Genomic DNA, 11432 nt, shown 5'->3' with positions numbered 1-11432 from the left:
GCCGCCCCCTGCCGCTCAGGAAGACTTGCCCTGGCGGTGGTTGAACAAGGCGCCCGCCGCCAGCCCGATGGCAAAGGCGCCATACACGAGCGCCAGCGAACGTTTCGACAGGCGCACGTCGAAGCCCGGCTGCAGGCGCTCCGGCGTCAGCTTGTAGTCGACGAAGCAGGCCACGGCCGATGCCGCGGCCGCCGATGCCAGCTTGGAAGCCACGCCCGGCTTGTCGAACACCTTGCCCGCGGCCTGCTCGAAGATGCTGGCCCAGAAATGCGAGCTGGCGTGGTGGATCGCATAGCCCGTCAATGTGTACTTCCAGGTGGGTTCGTCGTTCACGAATGCTCTGTCGCCCCATACCACGTGGCTGATGGCGTTCGCGCCCGCATAGGGGCTGCCCGTTTCCTGCTTCGAGCGCAGTGCCAGCGCACCTGTCGATGCCAGGCTCGCCAGCGCGCCCGGCATCATGCCCTTGATAATGACCTGCTTCCAGTTATCCATACCGTTCTCCGAATGTTCTTGTTTCTTCCTATACTTGACCCTCCGTAACGAAGAGGGCTTGCGATGGTGATTCTGCTGACCGGTTCAACCGGCTTTCTCGGTTCCCGCTTGTTGCCGTTGCTGCGCGCAAGAGGCCACCGCGTGCTGTGCGCGGGGCGCCGCCGGCAGCCGGGATGCGACTTCATCGAGGCCGATTTCGCCCACGATAGCGAAAAATCGGCCTGGGTGGCGCGCCTGTCCGGCGTGGACGCCGTGATCAACTGCGTCGGCATCATCCAGGAGACGCCGGGGCAGACGTTCACGCGACTGCATGCCGAAACGCCGCGTGCGCTGTTCGCCGCCTGCGTGGACGCGCGCGTGCGGCTCGTGATCCAGGTCTCCGCGCTGGGTGCCGACGAAGAAGCCACCACGCCCTATCACCTGAGCAAGAAGGCCGCCGACGATTTCCTGGCCGCGCTGCCCGTGCGTTCCCGCATCGTGCAACCGTCGCTGGTGTATGGCCCCGAGGGCGCCAGTTCGCGCCTGTTCCGCATGCTGGCCACGATGCCGTTCGCGGTGCGCTTCGGCACGGCGCCGCAGCCGGTGCAGCCGGTGCACGTGGACGAAGTGTGCCAGGCGATCCTCGCGCTATTGGACGAAACCGGCGGGCCGCGCAGCGCCCGGGTGCCCCTCGTGGGGCCCGCGCCCCTGCCGTTCATCGGCTACCTGGGCGCGCTGCGGCGCTCCCTCGGCCTGGGCCGCCTGCGCGTGCTGCGCCTGCCGTACACGCTTGCCCGGGGCATGGCGTGGCTGGGCGGCTTCGTGCCGGGCAGTCCGCTGACACCGGACACGCTGAGCATGCTCGCCCGCGGCAACACCGCCGATCCCGCGGCGACGACGCGGCTGCTGGGCCGCCCGCCGCGCCCTGTGGACAAGTTCATCACTCATCCACAGGCGGAACGCCGCGAAGCGCAGCTGGACTGGCTGCTGCCCATGCTGCGCACCAGCCTGGCGGCCGTGTGGATCTGGACCGCCTATGTGTCCGCATTCGCCTGGCCCGTGGACGACAGCTACCGGCTGCTCGAGCGCACCGGCATCCCTGCCCTGCTGACGCCGCTGATGCTGTATGGCGCCAGCGCCCTCGATCTCGCATTCGGCATCGGCACGCTGGCCCTGCCACGGCGCTGGCGCCGCCCGCTGTGGCTGGCGCAGCTGGGCCTGATCGGCTTCTATACCGTGGTGATCGCGCTGCGCCTGCCGGAATTCGTCTGGCACCCTTACGGCCCGCTCAGCAAGAACCTGCCGATGCTGGCCGCGATCTGGCTGCTGTACGAGCTGGAAAAAAAGGATTAGCGCAATGGAATACCTCGTCGTGAAGTGGCTGCACATCCTCAGTGCCACGTTCCTGTTCGGGACCGGCATCGGGTCGGCCTGGTACCTGCTGTTCACCGTCATCAGCCGCAATGTGGCCGCCATCGCCGTGGTGTCGCGCATCGTCGTCATGGCCGACTGGCTCTTCACGGCCACGACGATGGTCGTCCAGCCCCTGACCGGCTTTTATCTCGTCCACATCGCCGGTTATCCGCTGCATGCCAGGTGGATCGTGTGGTCGGTGGCGCTGTTCGCCATCGCCGGACTGTGCTGGCTGCCGGTCGTGTGGCTGCAGATGCGGCTGCGCGATTTGTCCGCCGCGGCCGTGGCGGCGAACACGCCGCTGCCGCCACGGTTCTGGCGCTATTTCCGGATCTGGGTGGCGCTGGGCATTCCCGCGTTTTTCGCCTTCCTCGCCGTGTTCTGGCTGATGGTGGCCAAGCCGATATAGCCCGTTTCAGGGCGTTCGATTTTTTCGATCATAGAAAGGTAATCTTTCCGTTTTTGTTTTCTTCCAGGGTTGTTCATACTTCATTCCATCGACGCAGCGCACACACAACAACGCGGCGCCAGACTTTCGAAGATATCGACAATTTAATCAAAACTCCAGGAGAAAACATCATGCCGATCGCCAAAGCCCAACCCGGTAAAACCCTGCTGAACGGTGCCGACCACACGCTGATCCTGATCGATCACCAGTCGCAGATGTCGTTTGCCACGAAATCGATCGACGCCACCGTGCTGCGCAATAACACCGCGCTGGTGTCGAAGGCGGCCGCCGAATTCAAGGTGCCGACCATCCTGACCACGGTGGCGGCCGAGTCGTTCTCCGGCCCGATCTACGACGAGATCCAGTCCGTGTTCCCGGACCAGAAGCCGATCGACCGCACCACGATGAACACGTGGGAAGACCAGCGCATCGCCGACCGCGTGAATGCCATCGGCAAGGGCCGCATCGTGATGGCCGGGCTGTGGACGTCCGTGTGCATCGTCGGGCCTGCGCTGTCCGCGCTGGACCAGGGCTTCGAGGTGTACGTGATCACCGATGCTTCCGGCGACATCACCGCCGAAGCGCACGACATGGCCGTGCAGCGCATGGTGCAGGCCGGCGCCCGCCCGATCACGTCGCTGCAATACCTGCTCGAACTGCAGCGCGACTGGGCCCGCGGCGAGACGTACGACCAGACCGTCAAGACCGCGGTGGCCAATGGCGGCGCCTATGGCCTGGGCCTGGTTTATGCGAAGTCGATGTTCAACGCCTCGGAAGGGCATTGATGGCGGGCGCGCCCGGAGCGTGAGGGCCTCCAGGCGCCGCTTTTGCTGCGATCACACCGCCTGGTGGTGCAGCAGCGCGGCCAGGCGATCCAGGTTCTGCTCGTTGGCACCGGCAACGAAGCGCGCCACCTTCGCGCACTCGGCCGGATCGCCGAAGTGCATCGTCCAGCGCAGTCGCGTTCCCTTGCCTTCGTCCGCGAACTCGAACGTGGCACGGAAGGTGTGGCCGGAAACATGGTCGAACACGATCCGCTCCTGCGGCACGATCTCCACGAAGTGCGATTCGTTCGGGTAGGTCGTGCCGTCCGGCCCGTGCATCACGAATGTCCACGCGCCACCGGGTGTGAAGTCGAATCCCTGGAAGGTGCTCGAGAAGCCTTCCGGGCCCCACCATTGCGCCAGCTGTTCCGGGTCGCTGAAGGCGGCGAATACCCGTTCGCGCGGCGCGTCCAGCACACGGGTACTCACGATGTTGCAATCGTCCAGGCTGCGTTGTTCCAGGCTGCGGTCTTGCATGTCTTTCTCCATCAGTCGGGCCAATCGGTCGGTTATTTTAATGCGATATGATCGGCGTTCGATTCCGGGAGGACCCATGCCTCATCCGCTGCTGAACCTGCCGCCACTGGATGCGCTGCGCGGTTTCGTGGCCGCCGCGCGCCGCCTTTCCATCACCGCCGCGTCGCATGACCTGTGCCTGACGCAATCGGCCGTCAGCCGCCAGATCCAGGCGCTGGAGGAGCGCCTCGGCACGCCGCTCTTCGTGCGCGGCAACCGCACGATCGCGCTGACACCGGCCGGCCAGCAGTTGTTCGATCTCGCTTCGCCGTGGCTCGACCAGCTGTCCGGCCTGGCCGATACGCTGAAACGGGAACTCCCCCAGCCGGTCACGATCTCGGCCAGCATTGGCGTGGCTGCCCTGTGGATCCTGCCGCGCCTGGGCGTATTCCAGGCGGCGCATGCGGACGTGGACATTCGCATGGCCACCAGCAACCGCCTGATGGACCTGCGCCGCGAAGGCGTCGACCTGGCGATCCGCTATGCGCCGCCTGACGCCGTGCCAGCCGATGCGCTACGGTTGTTCGACGAGGACGTGGCGCCCGTGGCCAGCCCGACGATCGCCGCCACCGCCTTTGCCGCCCCGGAAGCGCTCGCGCGGGAGGTACTGCTGGACCTGGACGATGCCGGCCGCCCCTTCCTGCACTGGACGCCGTGGCTGCAACGTCACGGCCTGCCGCACCGGCCCCGGGCCACGCTGCACTTCAACCATTACGACCAGGTGATCGCGGCAGCAGTCGAAGGCAATGGCGTGGCCCTGGGCCGGCTGGCCCTCGTGCTGCCGATGCTGAAGGATGGGCGGCTGGTGGCGCAGATGGGCCGGCGCATGCGCACCGGGCATGCCTACTGGCTGCTGCAGGCCACGCAGCAACCGCGGCGCGAAGTCGCGCTCGTGCACGACTGGCTGCGTGGGCAGGTGGCGCTCACGTCACGCGAACTGGCGCAGCTGGCCGAGGCGGGCGGCAACGGCACGGCGCAACCGGCCTGACGGCACCGGTTCCCATCGGCCGCATGCGCCCGACGCATGGATCGCATGTCCATTTGTCACTGGTGCCATGGGCAGGCGCGACGCTATGCTGGGGATTCCAAAGGAGGAAGCATGGATATCCGGACGACCATGAAGGCGCTGCGCTCCCCGCTGGCCGCCGTGCTGTGTGGTGGCGTCATCGTCGGCCTGGCGCTGGGCGTGCGCCACGTGCAGGGCCTGTTCATGCTGCCGATGACCGGCACGCGCGGCTGGGGCCGCGAAGCGTTCGCGCTGGCGATCGCGCTGCAAAACCTGGTGTGGGGCCTGGCGCAGCCGTTCACCGGCATGATCGCCGACCGCTGGGGCGCGCGCCGGGTACTGGCCGGCGGCTGCCTGCTGTATGCGCTCGGCCTGTACCTGATGGCGCATGCCGCCACCGGCGTGCAGCTCGCGCTGTCGGCCGGGCTGCTGGTCGGCGTGGCACTGTCCGGCACCACGTTCAGCGTCGTGTACGGCGCCATCAGCCGCATCGTGCCGCCGCAGCGGCGCGGCTGGGCGCTGGGCATGGCCGGCGCCGTCGGTGGCGTGGGGCAGTTCGCGATGGTGCCCGCCACGCAGCAGCTGATCGGCGGCCTGGGCTGGATCGCCGCACTGTCGGTCTTTGCCCTGGTGCTGGCATTCGCCCTACCGCTCGCATGGCCACTGGACGACCGGCAGGACCGGGTGCCGGAACGGCAGCCGCAGTCGATGACCGGCGCGATCCGCGAAGCCTTGTCGCACAAGGGGTTCTGGCTGCTGAACGCGGGCTTTCTCGCCTGCGGCTTCCAGCTGGCATTCATCGCCGGCCACTTTCCCGCCTTCCTGGTGGACCAGGGCTTCGGCCCGCACACGGGCGTGGCGGCACTGGCGATCATTGCGCTGGCCAACGTGGCGGGTACCTACCTGTGCGGCCAGCTCGGCGGCCTGTACCGGCGCAAGTACGTGCTGGCCGGGCTGTACCTCGTGCGCTCCGGCGCGCTGCTCGCGTTCGCGCTGCTGCCCGCCAGCACGGCCAGTGTCTACGTATTCGCGTTCGTGATGGGCTTGACGTGGCTCGGCACGGTGCCCCTGACGAATGGCCTCGTGTCGCAGGTGTTCGGCGTGCAGTACCTCGCCACGCTGTTCGGCTTCGTGTTCGTCGGCCATCAGCTGGGCGGCTTCCTCGGCATGTGGCTGGGCGGCGCCGTGTTCGATGCCACCGGCTCGTACGACGCCATGTGGCTGCTGTCGGCCCTGGTCGGGCTGGCCGCGGCCGCCCTGCACTGGCCGATCGACGACCGCGCCGTGGCGCGATTGCGGATGGCCTGATGAAACGGCGCGAACCCCTGGCCTTTGCCGCAGCCGTAATCGTGCTGTGTGCTGTCTGCGCGTGGGCCACCCATGCCCTGCTGGCACCTGCCAGCGTGCTCGCCATCGGGGCGCTCTTCACCTTGTGCTGACAGGAATTTTCAGCGGACCGCTTTCGCGGCCGTGCGCGCGATCTCGGCAAATGCCTGCACCGCCGGCGCGGCGCGCGACAGGTTGCGCAGGATCAGGCCCACGCGCCGCCGCACCATCGGCCGCAGCGGCCGGGCAACGACACGCGGGTGCGTTTCGGCCATCGCGTGCGGCAGCGCCAGCTCGGGCATCACGGTCACGCCATCGCAATTGTCGACCAGGCCCAGTACCGTGACCATCTGCGACATCCGGTAGCGCACGTGCGGTGCCAGGCCGGCGTTAGCGAACAGCGGCTCGACCAGTGCCGAGCACCCCTGCTCGGGCATGATGAACGGCAGTCCCACCAGCTCCTCCAGCGTGATGGCGCGCTTCGCCGCCAGTGGATGGTCGCGCTGCACCAGCGCCACCAGCTGGTCTTCGACCAGCGGCACGGTGTCGAAACGGTCGTCCGGCAGCACGGCAAAGCCCACGTCGACGCGGCGGTCCGCCACCCAGCCGATGACGGCCGCATCCGGCCCCTCGTCGATCTGCACCTCGATGCCGGGATAGCGGGCACGGAACGCCTTCAGGATCGCCGGCAGCAGTTTCAGCGACGACGTGGGGCCGAACGAGCCGATGCGGATCAACCCCTGGTTCAGTCCGCGCGCCACGGCCGCATCCTGGCGCATCGCTTCCTGCAACCCGAGGATTTCGCGGGCACGCAGCAGCAGGCGCCCACCCAGCTCCGTCACCTCGACGGCGGCCTGCTGGCGCTCGACCAGTTGCACGTCCAGCTCCTGTTCGAGGACACGGATCGCATGCGATACGGCCGACTGGCTGATGCCGAGGCGCAGCGCGGCCGCAGTGAAGCCGCGCATCTCGGCCACCATCACGAAGATTTCCAGCTGGGTGAATGTCATGGTTGCCCTGGAAGAGTCATGGAAAATACCTGGAGAATCAACACTGCCCATGAGCTTTTGCTCATTTGCCTATGAGTTTGGATAAGTAATACTGTATGGCTTCCCGAACCTCCGATGCAAGCACAACATGACCGACTCCCTCGTAAAAAACAACCTCGTGTACGGCAAGCTCGTACTCGTCACCCTGTTCTGGGGCGGCACGTTCATCGCCGGGCGCATCGTCGCGCATGCGCTGCCGGCGATGACGGCCGCCGCGCTGCGCTTTGCCGTGGCGGTGGTACTGCTGCTGCTCGTCGCCTGGAAGAAGGAAGGCGGCCTGCCACGCCTGACCGGCAAGCAGGTGGCGGCCACGGCGGCGCTGGGCCTGACCGGCATCTTCCTGTACAACCTGTGCTTCTTCGGCGCACTGGGCACCATGCCGGCCGGGCGCGCGGCGCTGTTCATCGCGCTGAACCCGATCGTGACCGCGCTGGCCGCGGCCGTGCTGCTGCGCGAACGCCTGCATGCCGTGAAGTGGGCCGGCATCGCACTGGCGTTCGCGGGCGCGGCCATCGTCATCACGCGCGGCGATCCCGTGGCGGCGCTGCACGACATCGGCCAGTCGCTGGGCAAGGGCGAGCTGCTGATGCTATGCGCGATCAGCAGCTGGGCCGCCTACACGCTGGTGGGCCGCGCCGCGCTGAAGGGATTGACGCCGGTGGCCGCCACCACGTATGCGGCGCTGTGGGGCCTGCTGTTCCTGCTGGTGGGCGCGGGGCGCGACCTGGTGGCGCTGCAGTGGAGCGGCATCGGCTGGCAGGTGTGGGCCAGCCTCGGCTACCTGGGCGCGTTCGGCACGGTGCTGGGCTTTGTCTGGTACTACGAAGGCGTGAAGGCGATCGGTGCTTCGCGCACCGCCGTGTTCAACAACCTCGTGCCCGTGTTCGGCATCGGCCTGGCGGCGCTGCTGCTGGGCGAGCAGGTGCTGGCCTCGATGGTGGCCGGTGGCGTGCTGGTGGCGGCAGGGGTGACGCTGACGAACCGCTGAGCCGGATTGTTCCGGTTGGTATCGTGCGTCGGCATGGCCTCCGATCTTCCTATCATGGCGCCTTCCAGGAGGAAGGACCATGCGCTACCTGATGCTGTTGATGTTTGCCATTCAGCTGGCCGGCTGCGGCACCGTGCTATCCGCCGATGAACGGGATTCGGTGGCGGGCAAGACCTATGTGATCACCGGCGCCTCCAGCGGTTTCGGCAAGGGCGTCGCGCTGGAGCTGGCCGCCATGCGGGCCAACGTGGTGCTGGCCGCGCGCCGCACCGAGGCCTTGCAGGCCGTGGCGGCCGAAGCTTCCGCGCGCGGCGGCACGCCGCTGGTGGTGACGACGGACGTCAGCCGCCAGGAAGACGTGCAACGCCGTGCACCAGCCGATGCCGGGCTCCACTGGCGTGGAGGGCGGTCATCGCGCGCGCATTGAACGGAAAATGCAAGAGAAAACGCGCGGAAGGACGTGCAGAAGGATGAGCAATAAGCGCGCGGGACGCCGCCACGGGGGCGGCGACTGGGTTATTCCGCGCTGGCCTGTACCGTCTTGAGGTACTGCTCGTAGACGTCGTACATGCCGCCGAAGCCCTGCTGCATCGAGGCATGCGCGGCAAAGAAGGTGGCGCATTCGGCGTCGCTGGCGTTCGCCGGCGCCGAATGCAGCGTGAGGGTCGTCTTGCCGTTGTCTTCTTCGAGCGTGGCGGTATTGCGCACTTCCAGCGGCCACATGGGCAGCAGCGGGTAGCGGATGCGGTTGCCGGCTTCGTCGGCAAAGCCGTTGACGAACACAAAGCGGTGCGGCTGCTCGATTTCATGGAAATCGAAACGGCCCCACACGTCCATGCCGGCCATCCCATCGCGCGGGTGCATGCAGTAGTGGAAGACGCCGCCGGGGCGCACGTCGGCGCGCTCCACCGTGATCGTGCATTCCTTCGGACCCCACCAGTGCCGCAGGTGTTCCGGGTCCGTCATCGTGGTGAACACCAGCTCGCGCGGCGCGTCGAATGCGCGGCGGATGGTCAGTGCGACTTGCTCGGCGTTTGCCATGCTCGTTCTCCTTGGTTTGCAGCCCAGTGAGGTGGTTGCCCTGGCGGCCAGGGCGCTTTCGCTGCGGACGACGATACCGGGCGGTCCGTGCATCCCTGAAAATCAATTGCTCATTGGCTTTTTGACAATGTAGCAGATCACCGGTAAGTTTTCAGCTGTTGATTTTCCAGGTTGAATTCCATGGCAAACGGGAATTCCTGAACGCAGGGCTTGCCGTCGCACACGGCCGGCTTGTATTTTTCCAGCATCAGCACACTGGCCATGGCCGTGGTGGTCCTCGCATCGGGCGAGCGGTACACCTTCACTTCGTTGGCGCGGCCGTCCGTGCCCACGATGACGCCCATCTCGATCACGCCCTCGACCTGCAGCGCGCCGCCGGCAGTGGAGATCGAGCGCAGCAGCTTGCCATAGCCGCGCAATGGATAGGGCGGTTCGTCGTTCGGGCCCATCGCCTCGTACATGGCGCGCATCCGGGCCTTGTCCGCTTCCGGCAACTCCGCATAGGTCTTGTCCGGCGGGAAATGCAGGCGCGTCGTATTGCGCTTCAAGTGCGAGCCAGTCTGCGCCTCCTCCGCTTTCATGGTGTATTCCTGCCCATGGGCAAGGCCGGTCGACAGCGCCAGCAAGGCGCCAAGTACAAGGGTGATTCGCAAGATGAACTCCAGAATGACAATGCCGTGTTTATAACGCATCGCCGCTGACCGAAAACTCACACTTTGTCACGAAGCAATGAATATTCGGAATTACTATTGTCGAGCTGGTTACAAAACAACACCGGGGACAGTCCCCTTTGGAGGGACTGTCCCTGTTGTTGTTTTACCACCCTGTGCCGGAACAGTATTGCTCGACGTATTTCTGGTGCGAGGGCAGTTGGGCGACGGTGCGGTCGATGGTGCCGCTGATGTTGCCGAGGAAGTGGGCCAGTTCCTTGTCGCCCATCAGGTCGGCCGTCTGGTGGTGCGAGGCGGGCAGGATGCCCTGGCCCAGCATCACCTGGATCCACGAGTTTTCGGCGAACAGCTCGTTCGGCACGCGGAACACGCGGCCCGTATCGCGGAACAGGTCGATGCGGTGCTGCAGCGATGGCGGCAGCTTCATCGTGGCGGCGTCGCGCCAGTACGGGGTGTCGCGGCGGTTCGTCACCGTGTAGTGCAGGATGATGAAATCGCGGATGTGCTTGATCTCGTAGTCGGCCTGCTGGTTGTATTCGTCGATGTCGGCCTGGCTGATGCCATCCTGCGGGAACATCTGCATCAGCCGGATGATGCCGCGCTGGATCAGGTGGATGCTGGTCGATTCGATCGGTTCCAGGAAGCCGCTGGCCAGGCCGATGGCCACGCAGTTGCCCTTCCACGTCTGCTTGCGCTGGCCCGGCGTGAAGCGGATCACGCGCGGCGTGGTCAAGGCTTCGCCGTCGACGGCCGCCTGCAGCGTGCGCAGCGCCGATTCGTCGTCCGTGTAGCGGCTCGAGTACACCATGCCATTGCCCACGCGGTGCTGCAGCGGGATCTGCCACTGCCAGCCGGCGTCGCGCGCGATCGAGCGCGTGTACGGCACGGCGTCGCGCACGGATTTCGTCTGCAGCGCCACCGCGCTGTCGTTGAACAGCCAGTGCGACCAGTCGTCGTAGTCCACGCCCATCGTCTGCCCGATCAGTAGCGCGCGGAAGCCCGTGCAGTCGATGAACAGGTCACCTTCCAGCTCCGCGCCCGAGTCGAGGCGCAGGGCGATGATGTCGCCGCTGACCAGGTTCTTGCGCACCTCGGCGATCTTGCCTTCCACGCGCTGCACGCCGAAGCGCTCGGAAAACCGGCGCAGGAATTTCGCATAGCGGCCCGCATCCATGTGGTAAGCGTAGTTCATGCCGTTGTTCGGCAGGTGCGCGAAACGGTTCTGCAGCCCCGCCTTCAGCTCCAGGCAGTAGTCGCCATAGTCGCCGGCGATGCCGCGCTCGCGGCCCTTGTGCCAGAAGTGCTGGAAGCCGGCCGTCCAGTGGTCCGTACCGGTGGTGCCGAACGAGTGGATGTAATCCTCGTTCACGTCGCGCCAGTTCTCGAAGCTGATGCCCAGCTTGAACGTGGCCATCGTCTCGGCCATGAATTCCTGCTCGTTGATTTCCAGCAGGTGGTGGAAATTCATCAGCGTGGGGATCGTGGCTTCGCCAACGCCGACCGTGCCGATCTCGTCGGACTCGATCAGCTTGATGTCGAGCAGCCGGCCCAGCGATTTCGACAGCCCCGCGGCCACCATCCACCCGGCCGTGCCGCCGCCGGCGATCACCACGCGGCGCACCGGCTTCGTCAAGCGTTGTTGTTCCATGTCCGTCTCCTTCTTGTCTTGTAATGCG

At 66.3% G+C, this 11432-nt stretch carries 14 protein-coding genes; 8 read left to right on the top strand and 6 right to left on the bottom strand.

Translation table 11 applies throughout. From position 1 onward, the window contains the following. Positions 1-15: 15 nt before the first annotated feature. Positions 16-495: a hypothetical protein gene (locus EWM63_RS13285; RefSeq protein ID WP_130186958.1), complete on the bottom strand. Its 480-nt coding sequence runs from the start codon at positions 493-495 to the stop codon at positions 16-18. A 63-nt stretch (positions 496-558) separates the two neighbouring features. Here EWM63_RS13285 and EWM63_RS13280 point away from each other — a divergent pair, with 63 nt between their 5' ends. From EWM63_RS13280 to EWM63_RS13270, 3 genes are all read left to right on the top strand, one after another. Beyond that, entirely contained in the window at positions 559-1827 is a 1269-nt protein-coding gene (locus EWM63_RS13280) for an SDR family oxidoreductase (RefSeq protein ID WP_130186957.1), read from the top strand. Positions 1828-1831: 4 nt separating this feature from the next. Beyond that, a complete protein-coding gene (locus EWM63_RS13275) occupies positions 1832-2296 on the top strand; it encodes a DUF2269 family protein (protein ID WP_130186956.1) in 465 nt (154 codons plus the stop codon). Between the two features lie 170 nt (positions 2297-2466). Beyond that, a complete protein-coding gene (locus tag EWM63_RS13270) occupies positions 2467-3120 on the top strand; it encodes a hydrolase (RefSeq protein ID WP_130186955.1) in 654 nt (217 codons plus the stop codon). 51 nt (positions 3121-3171) lie between these two features. Here the strand turns inward: EWM63_RS13270 and EWM63_RS13265 are convergent, their stop codons facing one another. Then, a complete protein-coding gene (locus EWM63_RS13265) occupies positions 3172-3636 on the bottom strand; it encodes an SRPBCC family protein (RefSeq protein WP_130186954.1) in 465 nt (154 codons plus the stop codon). A gap of 76 nt (positions 3637-3712) precedes the next feature. Here EWM63_RS13265 and EWM63_RS13260 point away from each other — a divergent pair, with 76 nt between their 5' ends. From EWM63_RS13260 to EWM63_RS32810, 3 genes are all read left to right on the top strand, one after another. Next, positions 3713-4663: a LysR substrate-binding domain-containing protein gene (locus tag EWM63_RS13260; protein WP_130186953.1), complete on the top strand. Its 951-nt coding sequence runs from the start codon at positions 3713-3715 to the stop codon at positions 4661-4663. Between the two features lie 111 nt (positions 4664-4774). Further along, entirely contained in the window at positions 4775-5989 is a 1215-nt protein-coding gene (locus EWM63_RS13255; RefSeq protein WP_229487880.1) for an MFS transporter, read from the top strand. Then, positions 5989-6120, top strand: coding sequence for a hypothetical protein (locus tag EWM63_RS32810; protein WP_259772504.1), 132 nt, complete (start codon positions 5989-5991; stop codon positions 6118-6120). The genes EWM63_RS13255 and EWM63_RS32810 overlap by 1 nt, the downstream gene beginning before the upstream one ends. A gap of 9 nt (positions 6121-6129) precedes the next feature. On the opposite strand, the gene EWM63_RS13250 is transcribed toward EWM63_RS32810, so the two are convergent. After that, positions 6130-7017, bottom strand: coding sequence for a LysR family transcriptional regulator (locus EWM63_RS13250; protein ID WP_130186952.1), 888 nt, complete (start codon positions 7015-7017; stop codon positions 6130-6132). A 127-nt stretch (positions 7018-7144) separates the two neighbouring features. On the opposite strand from EWM63_RS13250, the gene EWM63_RS13245 reads away from it, so the two are divergent. Together EWM63_RS13245 and EWM63_RS13240 are read left to right on the top strand one after the other, a co-directional pair. After that, complete coding sequence (locus tag EWM63_RS13245) at positions 7145-8044, top strand: DMT family transporter (RefSeq protein WP_130186951.1); 900 nt, start codon at positions 7145-7147, stop codon at positions 8042-8044. A gap of 79 nt (positions 8045-8123) precedes the next feature. Further along, on the top strand, positions 8124-8471 hold the full coding sequence (locus tag EWM63_RS13240; protein ID WP_130186950.1) for an SDR family NAD(P)-dependent oxidoreductase: 348 nt from the start codon (positions 8124-8126) through the stop codon (positions 8469-8471). 89 nt (positions 8472-8560) lie between these two features. Here the strand turns inward: EWM63_RS13240 and EWM63_RS13235 are convergent, their stop codons facing one another. From EWM63_RS13235 to EWM63_RS13225, 3 genes are all read right to left on the bottom strand, one after another. Continuing rightward, positions 8561-9085, bottom strand: a complete 525-nt coding sequence (locus EWM63_RS13235) for an SRPBCC family protein (RefSeq protein ID WP_130186949.1) — start codon at positions 9083-9085, stop codon at positions 8561-8563. 137 nt (positions 9086-9222) lie between these two features. Next, on the bottom strand, positions 9223-9738 hold the full coding sequence (locus EWM63_RS13230) for an energy transducer TonB (RefSeq protein WP_130186948.1): 516 nt from the start codon (positions 9736-9738) through the stop codon (positions 9223-9225). 163 nt (positions 9739-9901) lie between these two features. Then, on the bottom strand, positions 9902-11404 hold the full coding sequence (locus EWM63_RS13225) for a tryptophan halogenase family protein (protein WP_130186947.1): 1503 nt from the start codon (positions 11402-11404) through the stop codon (positions 9902-9904). Positions 11405-11432: the final 28 nt, after the last annotated feature.

The sequence above is a fragment of the Pseudoduganella lutea genome (assembly GCF_004209755.1).
GTDB lineage: Bacteria > Pseudomonadota > Gammaproteobacteria > Burkholderiales > Burkholderiaceae_D > Rugamonas > Rugamonas lutea.
This window is presented reverse-complemented; position numbering and strand designations above follow the sequence as displayed.